Annotated in this window: 23 protein-coding genes; 6 read left to right on the top strand and 17 right to left on the bottom strand. The window is 71.4% G+C overall.

Going from position 1 to position 21277, the window contains the following annotated elements; all coding sequences use genetic code 11:
- Nucleotides 1-69: 69 nt before the first annotated feature.
- Both smpB and AB0I42_RS11375 read left to right on the top strand, forming a co-directional pair.
- Nucleotides 70-558, top strand: coding sequence for an SsrA-binding protein SmpB (gene smpB / locus AB0I42_RS11380; RefSeq protein WP_357536357.1), 489 nt, complete (start codon nucleotides 70-72; stop codon nucleotides 556-558).
- Nucleotides 559-1026: 468 nt separating this feature from the next.
- Complete coding sequence (locus AB0I42_RS11375; RefSeq protein ID WP_357536356.1) at nucleotides 1027-1842, top strand: hypothetical protein; 816 nt, start codon at nucleotides 1027-1029, stop codon at nucleotides 1840-1842.
- A gap of 64 nt (nucleotides 1843-1906) precedes the next feature.
- On the opposite strand, the gene AB0I42_RS11370 is transcribed toward AB0I42_RS11375, so the two are convergent.
- The gene (locus tag AB0I42_RS11370; protein WP_357536354.1) at nucleotides 1907-2344 is read right to left on the bottom strand and encodes a DUF296 domain-containing protein; all 438 of its coding nucleotides are present in this window, start codon (nucleotides 2342-2344) and stop codon (nucleotides 1907-1909) included.
- Nucleotides 2345-2468: 124 nt separating this feature from the next.
- Between AB0I42_RS11370 and AB0I42_RS11365 the strand changes: the two genes are divergently transcribed.
- Nucleotides 2469-3629: a hypothetical protein gene (locus AB0I42_RS11365; RefSeq protein WP_357536353.1), complete on the top strand. Its 1161-nt coding sequence runs from the start codon at nucleotides 2469-2471 to the stop codon at nucleotides 3627-3629.
- Nucleotides 3630-3631: 2 nt separating this feature from the next.
- On the opposite strand, the gene AB0I42_RS11360 is transcribed toward AB0I42_RS11365, so the two are convergent.
- Together AB0I42_RS11360 and AB0I42_RS11355 are read right to left on the bottom strand one after the other, a co-directional pair.
- Nucleotides 3632-4411 carry an ABC transporter permease gene (locus AB0I42_RS11360; RefSeq protein WP_357536352.1) on the bottom strand — a complete coding sequence of 260 codons (780 nt, stop codon included), beginning with the start codon at nucleotides 4409-4411 and terminating at the stop codon, nucleotides 3632-3634.
- Between the two features lie 70 nt (nucleotides 4412-4481).
- A complete protein-coding gene (locus AB0I42_RS11355) occupies nucleotides 4482-5399 on the bottom strand; it encodes an ABC transporter ATP-binding protein (protein ID WP_357536350.1) in 918 nt (305 codons plus the stop codon).
- A gap of 138 nt (nucleotides 5400-5537) precedes the next feature.
- Between AB0I42_RS11355 and AB0I42_RS11350 the strand changes: the two genes are divergently transcribed.
- From AB0I42_RS11350 to AB0I42_RS11340, 3 genes are all read left to right on the top strand, one after another.
- Entirely contained in the window at nucleotides 5538-6662 is a 1125-nt protein-coding gene (locus tag AB0I42_RS11350) for a histidine kinase (protein ID WP_357536348.1), read from the top strand.
- Nucleotides 6659-7306 carry a response regulator transcription factor gene (locus AB0I42_RS11345; RefSeq protein WP_357536346.1) on the top strand — a complete coding sequence of 216 codons (648 nt, stop codon included), beginning with the start codon at nucleotides 6659-6661 and terminating at the stop codon, nucleotides 7304-7306. Before AB0I42_RS11350 ends, AB0I42_RS11345 begins: the two co-directional genes overlap by 4 nt.
- A 102-nt stretch (nucleotides 7307-7408) precedes the next feature.
- On the top strand, nucleotides 7409-8002 hold the full coding sequence (locus AB0I42_RS11340; protein ID WP_357536344.1) for an NUDIX domain-containing protein: 594 nt from the start codon (nucleotides 7409-7411) through the stop codon (nucleotides 8000-8002).
- 53 nt (nucleotides 8003-8055) lie between these two features.
- Here the strand turns inward: AB0I42_RS11340 and AB0I42_RS11335 are convergent, their stop codons facing one another.
- From AB0I42_RS11335 to AB0I42_RS11270, 14 genes are all read right to left on the bottom strand, one after another.
- A complete protein-coding gene (locus AB0I42_RS11335; protein WP_357536342.1) occupies nucleotides 8056-8682 on the bottom strand; it encodes a GntR family transcriptional regulator in 627 nt (208 codons plus the stop codon).
- A 33-nt stretch (nucleotides 8683-8715) separates the two neighbouring features.
- Nucleotides 8716-9498: an SDR family oxidoreductase gene (locus tag AB0I42_RS11330; RefSeq protein WP_357536341.1), complete on the bottom strand. Its 783-nt coding sequence runs from the start codon at nucleotides 9496-9498 to the stop codon at nucleotides 8716-8718.
- Entirely contained in the window at nucleotides 9495-10448 is a 954-nt protein-coding gene (locus AB0I42_RS11325; protein ID WP_357536339.1) for an acyl-CoA dehydrogenase family protein, read from the bottom strand. Before AB0I42_RS11325 ends, AB0I42_RS11330 begins: the two co-directional genes overlap by 4 nt.
- Nucleotides 10445-11533, bottom strand: a complete 1089-nt coding sequence (locus AB0I42_RS11320) for an acyl-CoA dehydrogenase family protein (RefSeq protein ID WP_357536337.1) — start codon at nucleotides 11531-11533, stop codon at nucleotides 10445-10447. The genes AB0I42_RS11325 and AB0I42_RS11320 overlap by 4 nt, the downstream gene beginning before the upstream one ends.
- Before the next feature lie 70 nt (nucleotides 11534-11603).
- Nucleotides 11604-12755 carry a CoA transferase gene (locus AB0I42_RS11315; protein ID WP_357536335.1) on the bottom strand — a complete coding sequence of 384 codons (1152 nt, stop codon included), beginning with the start codon at nucleotides 12753-12755 and terminating at the stop codon, nucleotides 11604-11606.
- Nucleotides 12752-13507 (bottom strand): enoyl-CoA hydratase-related protein, encoded by a 756-nt coding sequence (locus AB0I42_RS11310; RefSeq protein WP_357536333.1) that lies wholly within the window; start codon nucleotides 13505-13507, stop codon nucleotides 12752-12754. The genes AB0I42_RS11315 and AB0I42_RS11310 overlap by 4 nt, the downstream gene beginning before the upstream one ends.
- On the bottom strand, nucleotides 13504-14442 hold the full coding sequence (locus tag AB0I42_RS11305; RefSeq protein ID WP_357536332.1) for a hydroxymethylglutaryl-CoA lyase: 939 nt from the start codon (nucleotides 14440-14442) through the stop codon (nucleotides 13504-13506). Before AB0I42_RS11305 ends, AB0I42_RS11310 begins: the two co-directional genes overlap by 4 nt.
- Nucleotides 14439-14870, bottom strand: a complete 432-nt coding sequence (locus tag AB0I42_RS11300) for a heme-binding protein (RefSeq protein WP_212816721.1) — start codon at nucleotides 14868-14870, stop codon at nucleotides 14439-14441. Before AB0I42_RS11300 ends, AB0I42_RS11305 begins: the two co-directional genes overlap by 4 nt.
- A 41-nt stretch (nucleotides 14871-14911) precedes the next feature.
- Entirely contained in the window at nucleotides 14912-16135 is a 1224-nt protein-coding gene (locus tag AB0I42_RS11295) for a CoA transferase (RefSeq protein WP_357536330.1), read from the bottom strand.
- Complete coding sequence (locus AB0I42_RS11290) at nucleotides 16132-16440, bottom strand: NifU family protein (RefSeq protein WP_357536329.1); 309 nt, start codon at nucleotides 16438-16440, stop codon at nucleotides 16132-16134. The genes AB0I42_RS11295 and AB0I42_RS11290 overlap by 4 nt, the downstream gene beginning before the upstream one ends.
- Nucleotides 16430-17485 (bottom strand): amidohydrolase family protein, encoded by a 1056-nt coding sequence (locus AB0I42_RS11285; protein WP_357536327.1) that lies wholly within the window; start codon nucleotides 17483-17485, stop codon nucleotides 16430-16432. The genes AB0I42_RS11290 and AB0I42_RS11285 overlap by 11 nt, the downstream gene beginning before the upstream one ends.
- Before the next feature lie 37 nt (nucleotides 17486-17522).
- Nucleotides 17523-18599, bottom strand: coding sequence for an ABC transporter permease (locus AB0I42_RS11280; protein WP_357536326.1), 1077 nt, complete (start codon nucleotides 18597-18599; stop codon nucleotides 17523-17525).
- The gene (locus AB0I42_RS11275) at nucleotides 18599-19426 is read right to left on the bottom strand and encodes an ATP-binding cassette domain-containing protein (protein WP_357536325.1); all 828 of its coding nucleotides are present in this window, start codon (nucleotides 19424-19426) and stop codon (nucleotides 18599-18601) included. Before AB0I42_RS11275 ends, AB0I42_RS11280 begins: the two co-directional genes overlap by 1 nt.
- Nucleotides 19408-20610, bottom strand: a complete 1203-nt coding sequence (locus AB0I42_RS11270) for a substrate-binding domain-containing protein (RefSeq protein ID WP_357536324.1) — start codon at nucleotides 20608-20610, stop codon at nucleotides 19408-19410. The genes AB0I42_RS11275 and AB0I42_RS11270 overlap by 19 nt, the downstream gene beginning before the upstream one ends.
- Nucleotides 20611-21277: the final 667 nt, after the last annotated feature.

Genomic DNA, 21277 nt, shown 5'->3' with positions numbered 1-21277 from the left:
CGTCACCGCACGCCGCCGCGCACGGGCTCGGCGGTATCTTCGCTACCGGTGACGTCGGAGGGGGTAGTCGTGGCCAGGGAGACCGGGCGGAAGGTCATCGCCTCGAACAAGAAGGCGCGGCACGACTACACGATCCTGAAGACGTACGAGGCCGGGATCGTGCTGGCCGGCACCGAGGTCAAGTCGCTGCGGGCCGGCCGGGTGTCGCTGGTCGACGCGTTCGCGCAGGAACGCGACCGCGAGATCCTGCTGTACGGGCTGCACATCGCCGAGTACGGCTTCGGCTCGTGGACCAACCACGCCCCCCGCCGTACCCGGAAGCTGCTCCTGAACCGGGTGGAGATCGACCGGATCCTGGAGAAGCTGCGCGACGGCGGGACCACGCTGGTGCCGCTGTCGATGTACTTCGACAACGGCTGGGCGAAGGTCGAGTTGGGCCTCGCCCGCGGCAAGAAGGAGTACGACAAGCGTCAGGCGCTGGCCGAACGCGACGCCAACCGGGAGATCGCCCGCCACCTGGGCCGCCACCTCAAGGGCATCGGGCGAGCGGGACGTTGACATATCGCCTGAATGGGCGTCGCCCTGACGGACGGGTATGAGATATGCTTCCGGCACGGCCAGCGAATGGCCGGATCGTTGTTCGGGTACCCGGCTTACTCGAATCGACCAACGGTCGAAGGGTCTTCGGCCCATCTGAACTCAGCAAGCAGGTTGTACTCGCGGTAGTCACCAATGGTCGCCGCGCCGGGGCGGTGGGATTGGTTGAGCACTGCCCATGATCTCCCTCTCTTATCGGCCGTTACGGCTGATCGTGCTCGCAATGGCCTTCGTTCCGCTCCTCTGGTTGGCCCTACTGTGTTCGCCCTACCTGCTTGTCGCGCCGTTTCTCCCTGATCCAAGACACTGGCCACGCGTGCTCAGCCTCTTGCAATTGCTACGTAGCTGGACCCGGGACATCATGACCCGTTGCGAGACGGCAGGCAGCCGATGACGCACAGCTCGCGCAAACACCTGGTAAGACGGCGGATGTCGTACACCGGCGAGACATATCAGCAGGCCCTTACCGCCCTACAGCGTGACGGCCAGCCCCTGCCCTCCGCGTACGCGGAGTCACAGCAGAGACTGGAGGCGGAGATCATGGTCTCCCTCGCCTGCCTCGGCGAGTCGAACAGAGAATGGTTACCGTCGGGTCGACGGTGGTGGGCCGAAGATTTCCCGTTGACGATCACTCGTGTCCACCCACTACCCGGACACCTCGAACTGGAAATACCTGATGAGTTGCTCAAGGCCTTCTGCTGGGCCGTTATGCCGGTCCTCTCCGGCGACTCATTCCTGTCCTGGGGCTCTCGCGGCCTGATCACTTCCTACGACCGAAATCAAGTCGTCCTGCACAGAGCGGACGACTCTGCCTCGGTGAGGATCCGTTCCAGGCCGCACCGATGGGACACAGCGATGAAGACCGCGGCGGGCATCCCAAGGACGGATCCTCGGACCGGAGGATTTCTTCTCAACCCGAGGTGGGCTCGCAACGACAGCGAGTGCCGATTCGCCGGGCAATCTCTGGTGGCCAGCGAGCTACTGCGCCGGGCGGCCCTCTTCGTTGGCGGACGCTCCGCACACTGGATCGCCACGTGGAACGACATCTACCTGTTGGGGCCGCTACATCGCAGCGAATGGCTTCCTGACCCCGTGCCCGCCGAGCTGGCTAAGCTGTTGACCGACAGCGTTTTCGGTGTCCGCATTCCCAAGCCCGCCGTATTCACGTCCGACGAATACACGGTGCACAAACACACCCACGACCCCCGGTTCATGACCGGACCGGTGTACGAGGACATGATCTGAGCATCGGCATCCTCCGTGCCTGCTGTCGCAAGGCACGGAGGAGGCCGCACCGGTCAACAACTTGTCAGCCGGCGGAGATCAGGGCCATGCCGGTCGCCGGGTCGTACCGCTTCGCGAGTTCCGGCGCGACCTCGGTGACGATCACCTCGAGGGTGGGCCAGACCTCGGCCTTGAGCAGGTGGCCGCCGACCGTGCTGCCGTCGCGCCGGCCGAGCACGGTGTGCACGTGCAGGGCCGGCTCACCGTCCTGCTCGGCGACGTCGCCGAGCAGCGACAGCACCTCGACCTGCTCCCGCACCGGGATGCGCAGGTATTCGCCCCGGCCGTCGTGTTCGAGATAGCCGACCTCGGCGCTGGCGAACCCGCCGACCCCGGTCACCTGGGCGGCCCGGATGCCCTGGTCGGCCAGGGCGCGACCGATCGCACCGACCGGCTCCTCCCCCTTGTCGCAGACGACGACCAGGACGCGGCTGGTCTGGTGGCGCATCTCACGCAGTCTCATCGACGTCCTCCGGTCGGTGCGGCGGGTCCCCTGATCCGCCGGCTACCCGGGCGGGCGACCGGCAAACCGGATGCCGCCGGGAAAGATCTTGTCCGGCCGCTCGGGGGCCAGCCAGAATGCTCGGATGGGCTCAGGGATTGTGGTCACGGAGGCGTCCCAGCCGGCGCTGCACCACCTCGTCACCGACGTGGTCCGATGGCTCGACCTGCCGGTCACCCCGGTCCGGCTGACCCTGGAACCGGAGATCGCCGCCGGGTTCGACGCGCGGCGCACCCGCCAGCTCAGCATCGGACTGCCGCTGCTCGCCTGCCTGAACGTGGCCGAGGTGCGGGCCCTGGTCGGCCACGAACTCACGCTGCTGCACCGACCCGACGCCCGGCAGGTCATCAAGACGCTCGGCCGCCGCCAGCAGGCAATCCTCGACGAGGAGTACGAGGACGGCCGGGCCCGCCGCCGGGTCGGCACGGTCCGCCGCAAACTCGATCCGCTCGCCGCCGAGGTCCAGCACCGCGCCGACGGGGCGGCGATCACCGCCGCCGGTGGCCGCGAGCCGGCGGCGCGGGCGTTCGCGCTGGCCAGCCTGGTCCAGGACGAATACGTCGACTTCCTGGTCGAGTCCGGCATCCCGCCGTACGCGTTGCGGCTCTTCGAGGCCGGGATCAGCGACCTGGACGACGGCTGGCGGCGGGTGGTGCGGCGCGGGACGGCCGAGTCGCTCTGGGACGAGGAGGCGGCGGCGTTGCTGGCGACCGTCCACCCCCGGCTGGCCGAGGCGATGACGGCGCTCGGCGCCGGGCCGCTGCCGGTGGCCGAGGCGGCCCGGCCGGTGCCGGTGACGCCGCTGACCGTACGTGAACAGCGGCGGCTGGTCCGCGAACTGCGGGCGATCGACGCGCTGAAGATCGTACGGTGGACGACCTTCCAGGAGGCACCGGCCGGCTGGTGGCGGCGACGGGCCGCGAAGAAAACCAAGGGGGTACGTGCCGACGTGGCCGCCGTGCTCGGCCGGGAGCCGGTCGACGACGTGGAGGCGATCCAGGTGATCCACGATCGGGCGCCGGAGCTGACCACGCTGGTGTTCGACGTACCGGTGGAAGAGGTGACCGGGGACGACGGGCCGCACCCGTCGCAGCTGTGGCTGCTGGAGAACCACCTGCTGCGCCGGGGGTGGCGGCTGGAGCACCCCGCGGTACGGGGTGTGCTGGTCGCCCCGGACGGGCGGCGGGTCGACGGGTACGAGGTGCTGCGGGCCGACCCGACCACCGTCCGGGACCTGCTGGGTTAGTCCTACTCCCAGCGGAAGAAGCGGGCGGCGCCCAGGCTGCTGAGCACGATGGCGGCGACGAGGCTGATCAGGTGCAGCGGCTCCGGGGTCTGGCCGGCCCAGGCGTCGCCGACCGCCGCGGTGACGGCGCCGAACGGCAGCACCTCGCCGACGCGGGCGACGGCGTCGGGCAGGTTGACGACCGGCCCGAACATGCCGCCGGTGGCGCCCATGCCGAAGAAGAGCACCAGGCCGATCGCGACGGCGGCGTTGCCGGTCGGGGCGACGGCGGCGATGAGGATGCCGACGGCGTACATGGCCAGCGCGGCGAGCACCACCACCGCGAGTGCCATCCCGGGGTTGCGTGGCGGGTTGGCGTCGAAGGCCAGCATGGCGACGGTCAGGGCGATGACGATGCCGACGGTGGTCTGGACGATGCTGGTCACGACCTGGGCGGCGAGCACCATCGCCGGGTGGGCGGGGGTGACGGCGAGGCGACGCAGCACCCCGGTACGCCGGTAGTAGGCGAGGAAGCTCGGCATGTTCACCACCCCGATGGTCGCCACGACGATGGCGATGACGATCGGGATGACGTACACGTCGAAGGCGGTGAGGCCGTCGAGGCCCGGCAGTTCCTGGGTGCTGGCGCCGAGGCCGTTCATGACCAGGATCAGCAGCGGCAGGCCGATCGGGATGAGTAGGCCGGCGGTGTCGCGTACGACCGACTTGGTCTCGGCGCGGATCAGGGCCAGCCAGGCCCGGGGACCGGGCCGGTGCACGGCAATGTCCGTTTGGGCGGTCATGCGGCACCTCGCTTCGCTCGGCGACCGCATGGCTGCGGCCTGAGCCAACTGATTCCCTCGCTACGCTCGGTCATGAGTTCTCCTGGGCGAACGGACGGCCGGTGAGGGCCAGGAAGGCGTCGTCGAGGGTGGCGCGTTCGAGGCGGGTCTCGGTGGCGACGACGCCGGCGTGGACAAGGGCGGTGCTGACGTTGTGCAGCAGCTCGCCGTCGCCGGTGACGGTCACCTGTTCCCCGGCGACCTCGACCCCGGTGACGTCCGGCAGCCGGTCGAGGACGGTGGGGTCGAATCCCCGGGCGGCCCGGAACCGTACGCGCTGGGCCAGGCCGGCAGCGGCGATCAGCCCGACCGGGGTGTCGACCGCGACGACCCGGCCGTGGTCGATGAGCGCGACCCGGTCGCAGAGCCGTTCGACCTCCTCCATGAGGTGGCTGACGAGCAGGACGGTGACACCGCCGGCGCGCAGGTCCTCGATCATGGACCAGATGTGCCGGCGGGCTTCGGGGTCCAGGCCGGTGGTGAGTTCGTCGAGCAGCGCCACCCGGGGGTCGCCGACCAGCGCGAGCGCGATCGACAGCCGCTGCTGCTGGCCGCCGGAGAGTTTCTCGAACCGGGTCCCGCGGCTGCCGGTGAGCCCGACGGCTTCGATCAGCTTGTCGGGGTCGGCGCCGGTGGCGTAGAAGCTGCGGTAGAGGCCGACGAGTTCGCGTACGGTCAGCGCGCTGTGCAGGGCGCTGGACTGGAGCTGTACGCCGAGCACCTGACGGACCCGGGCCCGGTCGCGGTGCGGGTCGAGCCCGAGGACCCGTACGGTGCCCCGGTCGGGTCGGCGCAGGCCGGCGATCGCTTCGACGGTCGTCGTCTTGCCGGCGCCGTTGCGGCCGAGTACGCCGACGATCTCGCCCTCGTCGACGGAGAGGCTGACGTCGTCGACGGCGACGACCTGACCGTACCGTTTATGTAGATTACGAACCTCGATGGCTAGCACGCTGGCCCTCTCCGGTTGATGGCGGTACATCGACGCTAGGTGTCGGGGCGGGCTGGCCGCGCGTGCCGGAGGTCATGACCGACACCCATGACCTTTGGCAGGGTCTGTGCCGTTCACCAGCGCATACGCTGGACGATGATGAAACGGTTCGAGCCAGATCTGTGGGCGGGGATCCTCGGCACCCTGCTGTGCGCCGCCGTCAGCCTGTCGGTGCTGGTCGCCCAACTGCAGGGCGGAGACGTCACGCTCGGGCCGGGCTGGGTGTGGTGGCTGTGCTTCGGCGCGTACGTCGTCGCGTGGACGACCTGCGCCTGGCTGGTCGACCTCCTGCCCCGGCGGATCCTCCAAGCGGTCTTCGCGGCGCAGGTCCTGCTCGGCGCGACCGTGGTCCTGCTGGCGCCCCGGGCCGGATTCATCCCGATCGTGCTGGTGTTCACCGCGGCCCTCAGCGTCTACCTGGTCCCGTGGCAGGTCACGGCCGGCCTCATCGTGTTCAACACGGTCGTCGTGGCGGGGGCGGCCGTGTCGGTCACCTCGAACCTCGCGTCGGTCCTGGGGACGGCATTCATCTACCTGCTGCTCCAGCTCGGCACCACCCTCGGGACCATGGGCCACCTGCGGGAGATCCGGACCCGGCGGAGGCTGGCGGCGGCCCACACCGAACTGCGGGCGGCCGGCGCGCTGCTGGCCGAGTCCAGCCGGGCCGACGAGCGGCTGCGGATCGCCCGCGAACTGCACGACCTGCTCGGCCACCAGCTCACCGTGCTCACCCTCGAACTGGAGATCGCCTCCCACCAGAGCACCCCGCCGGCCAGCGAGCACGTCACCCGCGCCGCCCGGGTCGCCCGCGAACTGCTCGCCGACGTACGGACGACGGTCGGCGAACTGCGGCACCGGGCCCCGGACCTGCGGCACACCCTTGAACACATCGTCGCGGAGCTGCCCGAACCGGCGGTGCACCTGCGGATCGACGACGCCGTACAGGTCGACGAGGGGCGTACGACGGCGCTGATCCGGTGCGTGCAGGAGGTGGTCACGAACACGATCCGGCACTCCGAGGCCAGCCAGATGTGGATCGAGATCACCGCCGGCCGCGACGGCGGGATCACCTTCACCGCCTGGGACGACGGTCGCGGCGCCGAGCGGATCGTGGTCGGCAACGGCCTGCGCGGCATCGTCGAACGGGTCACCGAACTCGGCGGCCAGGCCCGGTTCTCGGCCGACCGCGGCTTCAAGGTCGTCGCGGAGGTGCCGGCCCCATGATCCGGGTGTGTCTCGTCGACGACCAGAACCTTGTCCGGCAGGGCATCCGTAGCCTGCTCGGCCTCGCCGCCGGCATCGAGGTCGTCGCCGAGGCCGACGACGGCAGCACCGCCCTGGCCGCGATCGAGCGGGACCCGCCGGACGTCGTCCTGCTCGACCTGCGGATGCCCGGGTACGACGGGATCTGGACCCTGCGGGCGCTGCGCGACCGGGGAATCGAGGTGCCGGTCCTGGTGCTGACCACCTTCGACGACGACGAACTGGTGCTCCAGGCGCTGCGGGCCGGCGCCAAGGGCTACCTGCTCAAGGACGTCACCCTCGAACAGCTCGTCGGCGCGGTCCGTACCCTGGCCGGCGGCGGCACGCTGGTGCAGCCGGCGATCACCGACCGGCTGCTGCGCGCGATCCAGGGCAACGCGGTCGTCGCCCGCGACGATCCGGCGCCGGTACGCGAGCTGACCGACCGCGAACTCGACGTGCTGCGGCTGCTCGCCAGCGGCTACGCCAACAAGGAGATCGCCGAGGCGCTGTTCCTGGCCGAGGGCACGGTGAAGAACCACGTCTCCAGCCTGCTGCTCAAGCTCGGCGCCCGGGACCGGACCAACGCCGTACTGCTCGCCCTCCAGCACGGCCTGCTGAAGTAGGGGCGGCCCGGCACTGTCGGCGAGCCGACCACCGGGCCGGTATCAGCGACCCGTTCCCGGCCGTCAGCTCTGCAGACGATCCCACCGGAAGGGGAGACGAAAATGCAGAGCTACGCGGTCCTCTACGAGCCTTCGGGGCGGTTCCTGATCGCAACGAAGTTCGACCTGGGCTACTTCTTCTTCGAGCACGGCGTCGGGCAGATCAAGACGGCCGGGCAGGTGCTCAACGGGGCGGGCAAGGCGGCGCTCCCCGGCGGCCGGATCGACGGGAACGAGTCCATCGCCGCCGCGGCGCACCGCGAGTTCCGGGAGGAGACCGGGGTCGACATCGCCACCGCCGTCCCCACCGTCCAGGTCACCCAGCACTCGTTCGGCGCGTACGGGGCGGGCTACTTCCGGGTCAGCGCCGCCGAATTCAACACCCTGGCGATGCGGATCGCCACGGTGACCCTGCCGGCCGGCGAACAGGCCGCCGCCGCCATCCGGAACCGCACGATCAACAACTACACCGACGTACACGCCCGGTTCCCGGCCGCGCCGCCGTCGAACGAGCTGCGGTACTCGTACACCTGGAACGTGACCGATCCGATGGACTGGCAGCAGATCCAGCAGTTGCAGCACGACCGCGACACGAACTGGTACCACGCCGTCCTGGTGCACCTGCGGGTCAACCTCATCGGCGTCCCGGTCTACTGACCGGCGCCGGCCCGGGGGCGGGCGGCGCCGCCCCCGGGTCCGCGGGACCGGGGTCAGGTGATCCCGAGGGTGGCCCGGGCGGCGAGGATGTGGGCCCGCATCACCGAGCCGGCCCAGGCCCGGTCACCGGCCTCGAACGCGTCGATCAGCTCCCGGTGATGGGCCATGCTGCGCGCCATCGCGGCCTCGTCGTAGCGCCGGAACGTCCGGTTGACCAGCGGGGTCTGCACCACCGCGCCGAGCAGGGCGCTGAGCCGCCGGTTGCGGCCGGCCCGCAGGATGATCGCGTGGAACTCCGCGTTGCACACCGCGATCCGGTCGGCGTCGCGGTTCGCGGCGTGGCGCTCCATCTGTGCGCTCAACTCCCGCAACTGGGCGGTCTCCTCCGGGGTGATCCGGCTGGCGGCCAGTTCGGCGCCGTAGCCCTCCAGCAGGGCCCGCAACTCGAAGATCTCCTCGAGGTCCTGGTCACTCCACGCGGCGACGGTCGCGCCACGGTTGGCCTCCCAGTCGATGAGCCCCTCGGCGTGCAGCCGGCGCAGCGCCTCACGGACCGGGGTGCGGCTCACCCCGACGGCCGTCGCCAGATCCTCCTCGGAGAGCTTCGCGCCGGGGCCGTACGTGTTGTCGAGGATCAGATTCTTGATCGACTCGTATGTCTTCTGCGAGGCGCGCGCCATGTTCCACCTTCCGTCGCCGTCGAAGAGTAACGCCTAGACCGATGCCGTTCCGCCCGCGTTCACCGGGTATTCCGAACCGGTCACCTGCCGGGACCGGTCGCCGGCCAGGAAGAGCACCACCTCGGCCACGTCCTCGGGCTCGTTCATCCGGCCCAGCGGGAGCCCCCGCATCTGGTTGACGAAGCGGTCGGCGGCCGCGTCGACGTCGATCTCCAGTTTTCCGGCCAGTGCCGTCAGGAACGAGTCCATCGTGGACGTACGGGTCGGGCCGGGCGCCACCGTGTTGACCCGTACGCCCCGCGACCCGTACTCGATCGACAGGGCCTTGGCCAGACCGAGCAGCGCGGCCTTGGTGACGGCGTAGTCGACCAGGTAGGGCTTGGGATGGCGGGCCGCCTCGGACCCGATGTTGACGACGCTGCCGCCGCCCCGGGCCGCCATCAGCGGGATGACCGCCCGGCACAGCCGTACGCAGGACATGACGTTGACGTCCCAACTCCGCTGCCAGGCCGCGTCGTCGATGGCGGTGAACGTGTCACGGTACGGGGCGAGGGCGACGTTGTTGACCAGTACGTCGACACCGCCGAACCGGGTCGTCGCCGTCTCGACCACGGTGGCCACCCCGTCGGGTGTGCCGAGGTCGACCGCGACCGGGACACCCGAGCCGGCCGGCCCGACGTCGACGCAGGCCGACGGGTCGAGATCGGCCATCACCACCCGGCAACCGGCACCGGCCAGCGACCGGGCCACCGCCAGCCCGATCCCGGAGCCGGCCCCCGTGACCACCGCGACCTTTCCGGCCAGTCCGTCGCTCATCCACCGCTCCTCACGTCGATCTCCGGACCGGCGGACCAGGCCAGCGCTTCGCCGCCGGCCCGCACCACCCGCCCGATCCCGTCCTCCAACTCGTGCTCGGTCGGCAGGTCCCGCCAGGCCCACAGCCGGCGGGTGAGCCGTTCCAGCCCCAGCTCCCGGGTGATGCCGATCGCGCCGTGCACCTGGTGGGCGCAGCGGGCCACCACCCCGGCGGCGCGGGCCGCGGTGGCGAGCACCGCCGGCACCGTCACCGCGCCGTCGTCGGCCGCCGCCAGCGCGGCGTCCAGGGCCGCCGCGGCCAGCACCGTCTGCGCATGGGCCTCCGCGACCAGGGCGGCGACCGCCTGGAACCGGGCGATCGGGCGGCCGAACTGTTCCCGGGTCGCGGCATAGGCCGCCGTCCGCCGGGCGGCCCCCTCGGCGGCGCCGACGAGGCGGGCCGCGTGCAGCAGCCGCCACCGGGTCCCGGCGGGATCCGGGCCGTCGTCCGGTGCCGGCCGAGCCAGGGTGTCCACCGGCTCGTGCGCCAGGTTGACCGCCGGCCGCAGGTCGGCGCACGCAACGGTCGTGCCCGCCACGACCGCCGCGTCGAGGTGCCGCCCCCAGGGCACCGCGACCTCGGCACCCCGGGGCAGGGCGACGCCGATCCGGCCGGCGAGCGCCGCGGCGGGGTCGCGCCCGGCGGCCAGCGTCCCGAAGACGCCGGTGTGCAGTTCCGGCAGCGGTGCCGAGAGCCCGGCGGCGGAGATCGCCCGGACGACGTCCGCGAGGTCGGCGAGGTCGCCGCCCATGCCGCCGTCGCCCTCCGGTACGGCGAGCAGGTGCCAGCCCTGCTCACCGGTGGTCCGCCACATGGCGGCCATCTCGGCGGCCGGGTCGTCGCGGTGCGGAGCGGCCCGCGCCGCCAGCACCTGCACGGCCGCCTCCGCGACCGCCCGCATCCCGGTCATCGGGCTGCCCTCATCGCCTCGCGGCCGACGACCACGGTCAGCACCTCCGTCGTACCGCCGCGCAGGGAGAAGCCGGGCGCGGCGAGGACCGCGTCGTCCAGCGCCGCCCGTACGTCCACATCAGACGGAAGCGTCTCGCGGGCGGCCTCGATGACGTCGACCTCGAAGCGGTTGCCGAGCAGTTTCAGCGTCGCGGCGGCGGCGACCGGCGCCTGCCCGGCGTCCATGCGTACGGCGACCTGGAAGGCGAGCCGGCGCAGGGCGACCAGCCGGCCCACCAACTCCCCCACCCGGCCGGCCGGTCCGGCAGCCCGGTCGAGCAGCAGCCGCAGCAGTGGGTACGTGCTCAGCACCCGCTCGGGACCGCCGCGCTCGAAGGCGAGCTGCTCCGTCACCTGCGCCCAGCCGGCGCCGATCTCGCCGAGCACCCACGCGTCGGGCACGAACGCGTCGTCGAGGAAGATCTCGCAGAAGTGGCCGGGGCCGCGCAGGTCGGGAATCCGCCGCACGGTCACCCCCGGCGCGGTCATGTCGAGGACGAACTCGCTGAGCCCGTCGTGCCGCCGCTCGCCGTCCGACGTACGGGCCAGCACGTAGGCATGGGTGGCCCGGTGAGCGTTGCTCGACCACACCTTCTGCCCCGAAAGCAGCCAGCCGCCGTCGGCCCGGCGGGCCCGGGTACGTACCGAGGCGAGGTCGCTGCCGGCGTCGGGTTCGCTCATCCCGAGACAGAAGCGGGCCTCGCCGGCCGCGATCGCGGGCAGCAGCTCCCGCCGGAGCGCCCCGGTGCCGAGCCGGGCGATCGCCGGACCGATCTGCCGGTCGGCGATCCAGTGCGCGGCGACCGGTGCCCCGGCCCGCAACAGTTCCTCGGTGAGCACGAACCGGTCGACGAAACCCCGGCCGTGACCGCCGTACTCCGGGCTCCAGGTCAGGCCGATCCAGCCCCGGGCGCCGAGCCGGCGGCTGAAGTCCTCGTCGTAGCCGACCAGCCAACTGTCGCTGCGCGGGGTGAAGACCCCCTCGGCCCGCCACACGTCAAGCTGGGCCCGTACCTCCGCGCGCAGAACCGCCGCCCCGCTCACGGCGCGACCTCGCTTCGCTCGGCGGCACCGTGAGCGACACAGAGCCCAACGGTTCGCTCGCTCCGCTCGCTCACGGCGCCACCCCGTCCAGTTGGGCAAGGATCTCGGCGGTGTGCTCGCCCAGGGTCGGCGCGTGCCGTCCGGCGACCACCGGCGAGCGGGAGAACGCCATCGGTGACCCGATCTGACGCAACCGCCCGGCGACCGGGTGCTCGACGGTCGACACGAACCCGCTCTCGTGCAGGTACGCCTCGGACAGGATCTCCTCGTAACCGGCCAGCGGAGCGCACGGGACGTCGATCTCGTCGAGTACGGCCAGCCACTGCGCGGTCGGGCGCTCCCGCAGGATCTCCGCGACGATGGCGTAGAGGGCGTCGGCGTTGGCGATCCGCCTGCCGACGGTGTCGAACTCGGGCCGGGTGAGCACGTCGGCGCGGCCGGCCCGGTCGAGGAACCGCCGCCACTGCTCCTCGGTGTAGAGCAGCACACAGAGGTGACCGTCGGCGGTCGCGTACGGCCGCCGGTTGACCGCCGCCGTACGCGGATAGAGCGGTGGCCCGGTCGGCGGGTCGAAGGTCCAGCCGTCGAGCTGTTCGAGCAGCCCGAAGGCGGCCATCGTCTCGAACATGGGCACCTCGACCCGCTGCCCGGCCCCGGTCGTGTCCCGGTGCCGCAGGGCGGCGAGCACGGCGACCGCCGCCGTCAGTCCGGCGATCTTGTCGGCGAGTGGGGTGGTGACGTAGCCGGGCCGGTCCTGGTTGACGCTCTGGAGGGCGGCCATGCCGGCGGCACCCTGGATGACGTCGTCGTACGCCGGCCGGTCGGCGTGCGGGCCGGTACCGCTGAAGCCGGGAATGGCACAGTAGACGACGTCGGGCCGAACCCGCTCACAGTCCTCGTAGGACAGTCCGAGCCGTCGTGCGGCGCGCGGGCGCATGTTGTGCACCACCACGTCGGCGGTGCCGACCAGGCGGCCGACCGTGGCCCGGCCCTCGGCCGACTTCAGGTCGAGTACGACGCTCTTCTTGCCCCGGTTCATGTTGAGGAACACCGCCGCCAGGCCCGGGGTCCGCGCGGCGCCGAGCTGGCGGGCGATGTCGCCGCCGGGCGGCTCGACCTTGACCACCTCGGCGCCGAGGTCGGCCAGCACGAGCGTGCAGTACGGGCCGGAAAACGTGCTGGTCAGGTCGAGGACCCGGATCCCCGACAGCGGCGCCGTCACGGCCGCGCCGCCCGGCGCCGCAGCGACCACATCTGGGCCGCCCGCTCGGCCTCCACCGCAAGCTCCCAGCGCGACGGTGACGGGTCGACGGCGCGCCGGAACGACGCCGTCGTACGGCGACTCAGCTCGGGATCGGCGGCGGCCGGGGCGGCGAGCGCGTACGCCCGCTCGTCGACCTCGGCGTCGTCGACGCACTCCAGGGCGAGGCCGACCTCGACGGCGCGTACGCCGTCGAGTTCCTGGCCGAGCAGGGTGAAGGCGGCGGCACCCTGGCGGCCCAGCGCGGTCGCGGCGAGCAGGTGGTGGCCGCCGCCGGGATGCAGCCCGATGGCGCCGAAGCCGGCGAGGACGCGGGCGTCGCGGGCCACGACCCGCACGTCGGCGGCGAGCAGCAGGTTGACGCCGGCACCGACGGCCGAGCCCCGGACCGCCGCTATCACCGGTACGCCGAGCCGGCCGACCCGGACGAACGAGTCGTAGACGGTGCCGAGGTCGCCGTAGTTGGCGTCGTCGGCCGGATCGGCACCGACAGCGGCGAGCAGCGCCCGGTGGGCGCCGGCGCAGAAGTGGCCGCCGGCGCCACGTACGACGACCGCGCCCACCGACGCGTCGGCGTCGGCGGTCGCGGCGGCGTCGGCGAGGTCGCGGGCCATCGCCACGGTCAGCGCGTTGCGGCGCCCGGGGGCGTCGAGGGTGATGACGGCGACGCCGTCGCGAACGGTCAGGTCGACCTCGCCGCTTCCGCCGGTCACGCGGCCTCCTTCCGGTCGGGGACGGCCGGGTACGGGAACCCGCCGGCCCGGCTGAGCAGGCCCGGCACGTCGGCGCCGAGTACGTCGCCGAGCCACCGGGCGTTGTCGATCGCGGCGTCCAGCGCCACCCCGGTGCGGTAACCGGAGCGTTCCAGCGCGTAGACGACGTCCTCGGTGGCGACGTTCCCGGTCGCCCCGGGCGCGAACGGACAGCCGCCGATCCCGCCGATGCTGGCGTCGACCGCGCGGGCGCCGGCCGCGACAGCGGCGAGCACGTTGGCCGTACCGAGATTGCGGGTGTTGTGGAAGTGGCAGCGCAGGTCGGCGCCGGTTGCCGAGCGGACGGCGGTGAACGCCGCCCCGACCGCCGACGGCACCGCGACCCCGATCGTGTCGGCGAGCGCCACCTCGTCGGGGTTGGCCGTGCCGAGCGCGTCGACGATGCGCAGCACGCGGTCGAACGGCACCTCGCCCTCGAACGGGCAGCCGAACGTGGCCGCCACGGTGACCGACGCCCGCCGGCCGGCGTCGTGGACCCGGGGCAGCAGCCGGCGTACCTCGGCCACCGCCGGTTCCGTCGGCTTGCCCTGGTTACGCAGGCTGAACGTGTCGCTGGCGACGACGACGAAGTTGACCTCGTCGACGCCGGCGGCCAGCGCCCGGTCCAGGCCGCGCTCGTTGAGCACCAGCCCGATCGAGACGAGACCGGCATCGCCCGCGACCTCGCCCATGACGGCCTCGGCGTCGGCGAGCCGGGGCACCTTGGCGGGGTTGGTGAAGCTGGTGACCTCGACCCGCCGGGTGCCGGCGGCGACCGCCCGGCGCACCAGCGCGACCTTGTCCGGGGTGCCGAGGTGGGTCGGATGGTTCTGCAGACCGTCGCGGGGGCCGACCTCGACCAGCTCGACGGGCGGGCCGGCCGGCGTACGGCTCAAGACAGCACCGCCAGGCCGGCCTTGGCGACCTCCATGTCCTGGGTGTAGTGGCCACCGCTGACGCCGATGCCGCCCACGACCACGTCGTCGACCTTGATCGGGTAGCCGCCGCCGAACGTCACCAGCCGGTCGATCCCGCTCGGCGCACCCATCGCCAGCGGGCCGTCCTCCTTGATGAAGTCGTACCAGCCGTCGCTGCTCAGGCCGAACCCGACAGACGTGTACGCCTTGTCCTGCGCGAGCTGCACCGACACGAGCGCGGCGCCGTCCATCCGCTCGTACGCCTTCAGGACGCCGCTCTCGTCGACCACCGCGACGGTGACGGCGAACCCCATCTCCTCGGCCTTCGCCACCGCCGCCGCGATCACCGCGCGGGCGGCGCGCAACGAGATCGTCTGCTTCTTGACCACGATCGCCTTCTTGGACATGGTTTTTCCTCTCTGCTCAGATTGCTCCGCCGCTACGCGGCTCAGATTGCTCCGCCAGCGCGCAGCGCGGCGATCCGTTCGTCGTCGAGGCCGACGACCTCGCGCAGTACCTCGTCGGTGTGCTCGCCCAGCCTCGGGCCGACCCAGCGCAGCCGGCCGGGTGTCCGGGACAGCCGGGGTGCCACGTTGTGCATCGGGAACGGGCCGAAGTCCGGGTGCGGCAGTTCGACGATCGCCTCACGGGCCGCGAAGTGCTCGTCGGCGAGCATCTCCCGGGCCGTGTAGACCGATCCGGCCGGCACACCGCCCGCGTGCAGCAGCTCCAGCAGCGGGTGCTGGTCGAGTTTCCCGGTCCAGGCGGCGATCAGCTCGTCCAGCGCCACCTGGTTCTCGCCGCGCTTGGCGTGCGACGCGTAGCGCGGGTCGTCGGCGAGTTCGGCCCGGCCCATCACCGCGGCCAGCCGACGGAACACGGTGTCCTGGTTGGCGGCGATGAGCACGGTCGCGCCGTCCTGGGTGGGGTACGCGTTGCTGGGGGCGACGTTCGGCAGGATCGAGCCGGTCCGTTCCCGTACGTAGCCGGTCAGCGCGTACTCCGGCAGCAGCGACTCCATCAGGGCGAGCACCGACTCGTAGATGGCGCTGTCGACGACCTGGCCGCGACCGGTGCCGGCGGCGACCCGCAGCGCCATCATCGCGCCGAGCGCGGCGAAGGTGCCGGCGAGCGAGTCGCCGAGGCTGACCCCGATCCGGCTCGGTGGGGTCGACGGGTCGCCGGTGACGTGCCGGATGCCGCCCATCGCCTCGCCGATCGAGCCGTACCCGGCGCGGGAGGCGTACGGGCCGTCCTGGCCGAACGCGGTGACCCGGACGACGACGAGCCTCGGGTTGATCTCGTGGAGCTGTTCGGGTCCCAGGCCCCAGCGTTCCAGGGTGCCGGGCCGGAAGTTCTCCACGAAGACGTCGGCGTGGGCGAGCAGTTCCCGCATCACCCGCTGCCCGTCGGGCACCCGCAGGTTGCAGGTGACGGACTTCTTGTTGCGGGCCACGACCGGGAACCACAGCGACTTGCCGTGCGGTTTCTCGCGTCCCCACTGGCGCATCGGGTCGCCGTTCGCCGGCTCCTCGACCTTGATGACCTCGGCGCCGAAGTCGCCGAGGAGCTGCCCGCAGAACGGGCCGGCGAGCAGGACGCCGGCCTCGACGACCCGGACCCCGGTCAGCGGACCGTCCGCGAACGCCTGCTCCGGTGCCGGGGCCGTCATCGGTCGCCCTCCGCGGTGTCCAGGCCGAACATCGCCGCGATGCGGGCCTCGGCGAAGCGGGACACGTTGCCGCGCCGGGAGACCGTACGGACGCCCTCGACCTGGAGCAGTGCCGGCGTCACGAGAGAGCCCATGGTGACCGGGGCGGACGGGCAGGCCGCGCAGCGGCCGTGGAACGTCACGTGCGCGTCGCCGTCGGCGCCGACGTCGACGGTGACCCCGCCGCCGTGCGCCTCGACGAGCTGGCGCACCTTGCCGTCGAGGGCCCGGTCGGCGGCGCGCGCGGTCTTCTTCCTACTTGCCATGGGAGCCGGCCTTCTTGTTCTTCTTCGCCTTCTTGCCCTTGGGGCTCGGCGCGCCGTACAGCTCGGCCTTCTTCGCCTCGACGTCGATGCCCATGACGCGGGCGAAGTTCAGTCCGAAGATCTTCGCCTTGACCTGGTCGGTCAGCTCCGGGTAGCCGTAGCCGTCCTGGAGGTCCTCGGGCATCGTCATGTCGGCGAACAGGTCGATGTACGCCTGCACCTTCGGCCAGACGAACGCCTCGGAGCCCCACAGCAGGCGGTCCTCGCCGACATGCAGGAGGCACTTGCCGATCGCGTGCAGCGCCGCCCTCGGCGCCACCGGGTACTGGTTGATCCAGGCGGTCAGCGCGAGGCTGATGTTCTCGTACCGGGACGCGATGTTGATGGTCTCGTCGATGAACGGTTCACCGAGGTGGTGCACGATGAACGTCATCTCGGGGAAGTCCTGCGCGGCCCGCTCCAGGTCGTACGGGGCGAGGTCGATGATGTGCTGGGTGTTGAACGCGAGTCCCTTGTGGAACTGCACGTTGGTCACGCCGTTCTCCAGGCACGCCTCCCAGATCGGGTACGCCACCTGCCGGTCGTCGATGCGCCACGACACGCCGCCGGAGTGCGCCTGGTAGAACTTGAAGCTGACCGCGCCCCACTCGGTGATCTGCCGGATCGCCTCCTTGACCGCGCCGTAGCGGCCATGGGTGATCGGGTCGACGCCGCCGCAGAAGAGCACCCGGTCGGGGTACGCCTCCTTGAGCTTGTAGTTGTTCTCCGCCGGGGAGAAACCCAGCTTCCAGCCGCCGTGGCTCGGCACCGTCTGCGCCATCGCGATGTCGGTGTCGGACTCGTCGAACATCAGCCGGTGGGCGTCCTCGACCGACAGTTCCCGCCCGGAGATGTCGTCGTACGGGTATCCGGGCCGGGAGTAGAGCTTCGCGTACTCGACCAGGGCGTTCGTCGACTTGCGTCCGCCGGTGCGCTCGTCGAGATTGTCGTCGGTGAGCTTGTACATGTGGATGGCGTTGTCGAAAACGAAGTAGTCGTTCTTCATGACCCAGCTTCCGTGTCCGAAGGGTTGGGGGTTCGCGTCAACTGCCGCGCGGTGCCTGTCGTTCCAGCCGCTCGACATGCCGTACGGCGAGCTGCCGCCGACGCCGTACGGCGAAGCCGGCGAGCGAGACGCCGACGATCACGGCGAGCCCGTTGAAGATGCGCTCGATCCAGGTGGCGGCACCGAGGTGTTGCAGGCCCGCGATGGTGAAGCTGACGAAGTACGCGGCGATGACGGTGCCGAGCATGTTGACCCGGCCGGGGCGCAGCACGGCCGCGCCGAGGAACGCCGCCGCGAACGCCGGCAGCAGGAACTGCTCGCCGACGGTCGGCTGGGCGGAGCCGACCCGTGACGCGAGGAGCACCCCGGCGATCGACGCGAGTACGGCGGCGCCGACGAACGCCCGGATCGTGTAGCTGTTGACGTCGATACCGGCCCGGGCCGCGCCCCGCAGGTTGCCGTCCATGGCGTAGAGCCGCTGCCCGAACGGGGTCCAGACGACCAGGAACTCCAGCAGCACCACCAGGACGGTGAGATAGATCAGCGGCAGCGGGATGCCGGCCAGGTCACCACGGGCGATGGCGGTGAAGCTCTCCGGCACGTTCTGGAAGATGACCCGACCACCGGTGATCATGTAGAGGCTGCCCATCAGCAGGCTGCCGGTCGCCAGCGTCGCGATGATCGACGACATCCCGAACTTCAGCACCAGCAGGGTGTTGAGCAGACCCACGGCGACCGCGAGCACCAGGACCGCGACCAGCGCCAGCCAGATCGGCACGCCCTGCACCGCGATCAGCCAGACGCTCACCCCCTGCGCCAGGCCGAGCATCGGGCCGACCGAGGCGTCGAGGTAGTGCGCGAGCAGCGGCAACGTCGCCGCCAGCGCGACGATCACGGTCACCGTCTGGTTGACCAGGATCAGCCGGAAGTTCGTCGTCGTGAAGTACGTCTCCGGGCTGGCCACCGAGAACACCGCGATCACCAGGAAGAGCAGGCCGACCAACCCGTACCGGCTGACGCCCTCGACGGCGCGCTCGCCGGCGCCCTGGCGCGACCGGTCGGCGCTCTGCCGGACCACGGTCCGGTCCGGCGGCGTCTTCGTCACCGTCTCCATCACGCCGGATCCTCCTTCCCGAGCGCGTCGGCTCCCCGGACGATCAGTTGCACGCACCGCTCGACGTCGAGCGCGCCGGTCGGCCCGTGGTAGACCCGCCGGCCGCCCTTCATCACGAGCAGGCGGTCGGCCAGGGCCAGCACCTCCGGGATGCGGTGACTGATGACGATCACCGCGTAGCCGCGGTCGCGCAGCCGTACGATCAGGTCGTTGACGCCCTGCGACTCGGTGGTGCCCAGCGCCGCCGTCGGCTCGTCCATCACCATCACGCGCGGCTCGTTCTCGGTCACCAGGGCCCGGGCGATGGCCACCATCTGCCGCTGGCCGCCCGACAACCCCTCGACGAGCACGTTCATGTCGTGCAGGTCGATACCGAGCCGCTCCAGCACCTCCCGGGTGCGGGCCCGCATCGCCTTCTTGCGCAGCACCGGCAGTCCGGGCGGCCCGGCCGTCCACTCCCGGCCGAGGAAGACGTTCTCGACCACACTGAGGTTGTCGGACAGCCCCAGGTCCTGGTAGATCATCTCGATGCCCCGGGCGCGGGCGTTGCCGATCGTGTGCGGCGCCAGCCGGTCGCCGGCGATCCGCAGCTCGCCGCTGTCCGGCGCGACCGCCCCGCTGACCATGTTCATCAGGGTCGACTTGCCGGCGCCGTTGTCGCCGACGATGCCGAGGATCTCACCGGGCAGTACGTCGAAGGAGACGTCGGTGACCGCGCGGACCCGGCCGTACGACTTGGACAGTCCGACGACCTCCAGCACGGGACCGTCGGTCCGGACGCCCTTCGCCAGGGACGCGGGGGCGGCCGTCACGAGGCGGCCCGCCACATCTGCTCGTACCGCTGCGCGTAGTCGACGTAGCTGTCCCAGTCGACGACCCCGTCGGCGGGCGCGTTGTCCTTCACGAAGATGGTGGCCGGGATGCCCTGCTCCGCGTCGGGCAGCGGCTCCTGCCCGGCCAGCAGCCGGACGACCTGGTCGATCGCGGCGTACGCGTTCCAGCCCCGGATCGCGCCGAAGTCGGCGAACTGGTCGCCGGTGGCGACACTGCCCAGACGCTCGGGTTCGGCGTTCTTCGACAGCACCTTCACGTCGTCGCGGCCGGCGGCCTTCAGTGCGGCGATGATGGACTCCACCCCGTTGCCGTACGGGGTGAAGATGTACTGCAGGTCGTTGCCGTGTTTCTGCAGCAGCGACGTGGTGATGTTCTGCATCTCGATCGGGTCGACCGCCTGGGCGAGGGTGCGTTCCCTGACCTCCAGCAGTTGGCAGCCGGTGCAGCCGGCGAGGACACGCTTACTGGCCTCCAGGGCCTCGACCAGGTGCGGGTAGCCGACGTCCCACAGGAAGACGGCCTTCGCGGTGCCCTTGGAGTCGGCCACAGCCTTGGCCACCTCCAGCACCGCCTGGAACGTCTCCCGGCTGGACACGTTGGCGTCGTAGCCGACCGCCCCGCCCTCGTCGATCGCGGACACGCCGACCACCGGGATGTTCTGCCGCTGGAGTTCGGCGATGCCGTCGGCGACCTGGTTCTCCGGGATGGCGACCGTGATGACCGCGCTGGGCTTGTTGGCGGCGGCGGTCGCGAACGCCTTCTGGAAGCCCTCGGGATTGCCCTGGCCGTCGTGGATGTTCGCGGTCCAGCCCAGCGACTGGGCGATGCTCTGCGCCTTCTTGCCGACCTCTTCGCAGGAGGTGCCGATGCGGCACACGATGATGTCCAGCTTGGCGCCGGGGACCGGCTTGACCGACTCGGTCGGTCCGGACCAGTCCTGATAGACCTTGATCTTGTCGAGGGTGAGGTCGGCTTCGTTGCCCTCGAAGAAGAGCAGGCCGTCCGTGCCGGCCTCGACGAGGGTCGCGGCCTGTTCGGTGTACGCGTCGTTGACGGGGCCCGGGGCGGCGGTGTCGCCGCCGTCGCCGCAGGCGGCCATGGTTACGAGCAGTGCGGCGGCGCCCAGCGAGGCGGCCGCGGAACGGAGCCGGCGGGCTCCGGAAGTCCTGACCAACATGCCACTCCCTACAGAGGTCCGCGACCCGCGCGGCAGGGGGCTCTTTTGTCGTGGTGGAGTGCCGCCGCGGCCGTGGCCGATGGCTGTCACGACGGCGGTGGGGACGGTCCCCGGAGGCGGCTTGGGTGACACCCTCGCCCCGAGGTTGTACGCAATTGACGGTAAGCAGCGACCCCAGGGGTGTCAATAGTTCATCGGCTCGAAACAGTTAGCCCAGCTAAAGCGGACAGTAGCCAACATTAGGCCGAGAGCCACCTCACATCGATCGAGGCAGATTGTATGCAGTGATGGGTCGGCGGCGCGCTTCAGCAGCGACCGCCCCGCAGCGCGGTTTCGGGCTCCATGGCGGTTCGGGCCCGAGGCGGCTTCGGCCCCAGGCGGTTCGGGCCCGAGGCGGTTCGGGCTCCAGGCAGTTGGGGATCCAGGCGGTTAGGGCTCCAGGCGGCGCGACGACGTCCGGTCGACTCGCGACTCGGCGGGCGATGGCAAGCCCTCGCCTGCCTTGCCGACCTGTGTGGGGCTTGAGGTGGAGTCGCGGAGAAGGGCGGTCCAGTTCTCACGGCCCAGGCCCGGCGGGCGATGGGGCCGCCGAACGGCCATGCGACCAAGCGGCCAGGCCGCCGGCAGGACCGAGCAGCGGACGCCGGACGGCAGGGCCGGACCGCCG

The organism is Polymorphospora sp. NPDC050346, assembly GCF_040655695.1.
Taxonomy (GTDB): Bacteria; Actinomycetota; Actinomycetes; order Mycobacteriales; family Micromonosporaceae; genus Polymorphospora; species Polymorphospora lycopeni.
Note: the sequence above shows the minus strand (reverse complement) of the source record. Positions and strands in the feature narration are given on the sequence as shown.

Coding starts and splice junctions, on each gene's coding strand:
- AB0I42_RS11375 (WP_357536356.1), top strand. CDS start 1,027: ATGTCGTACACCGGCGAGACATATCAGCAGGCCCTTACCGCCCTACAG.
- AB0I42_RS11370 (WP_357536354.1), bottom strand. CDS start 2,344: ATGAGACTGCGTGAGATGCGCCACCAGACCAGCCGCGTCCTGGTCGTC.
- AB0I42_RS11365 (WP_357536353.1), top strand. CDS start 2,469: ATGGGCTCAGGGATTGTGGTCACGGAGGCGTCCCAGCCGGCGCTGCAC.
- AB0I42_RS11360 (WP_357536352.1), bottom strand. CDS start 4,411: ATGACCGCCCAAACGGACATTGCCGTGCACCGGCCCGGTCCCCGGGCC.
- AB0I42_RS11350 (WP_357536348.1), top strand. CDS start 5,538: ATGAAACGGTTCGAGCCAGATCTGTGGGCGGGGATCCTCGGCACCCTG.
- AB0I42_RS11345 (WP_357536346.1), top strand. CDS start 6,659: ATGATCCGGGTGTGTCTCGTCGACGACCAGAACCTTGTCCGGCAGGGC.
- AB0I42_RS11340 (WP_357536344.1), top strand. CDS start 7,409: ATGCAGAGCTACGCGGTCCTCTACGAGCCTTCGGGGCGGTTCCTGATC.
- AB0I42_RS11335 (WP_357536342.1), bottom strand. CDS start 8,682: ATGGCGCGCGCCTCGCAGAAGACATACGAGTCGATCAAGAATCTGATC.
- AB0I42_RS11330 (WP_357536341.1), bottom strand. CDS start 9,498: ATGAGCGACGGACTGGCCGGAAAGGTCGCGGTGGTCACGGGGGCCGGC.
- AB0I42_RS11325 (WP_357536339.1), bottom strand. CDS start 10,448: ATGACCGGGATGCGGGCGGTCGCGGAGGCGGCCGTGCAGGTGCTGGCG.
- AB0I42_RS11300 (WP_212816721.1), bottom strand. CDS start 14,870: ATGTCCAAGAAGGCGATCGTGGTCAAGAAGCAGACGATCTCGTTGCGC.
- AB0I42_RS11295 (WP_357536330.1), bottom strand. CDS start 16,135: ATGACGGCCCCGGCACCGGAGCAGGCGTTCGCGGACGGTCCGCTGACC.
- AB0I42_RS11290 (WP_357536329.1), bottom strand. CDS start 16,440: ATGGCAAGTAGGAAGAAGACCGCGCGCGCCGCCGACCGGGCCCTCGAC.
- AB0I42_RS11285 (WP_357536327.1), bottom strand. CDS start 17,485: ATGAAGAACGACTACTTCGTTTTCGACAACGCCATCCACATGTACAAG.
- AB0I42_RS11280 (WP_357536326.1), bottom strand. CDS start 18,599: ATGGAGACGGTGACGAAGACGCCGCCGGACCGGACCGTGGTCCGGCAG.
- AB0I42_RS11270 (WP_357536324.1), bottom strand. CDS start 20,610: ATGTTGGTCAGGACTTCCGGAGCCCGCCGGCTCCGTTCCGCGGCCGCC.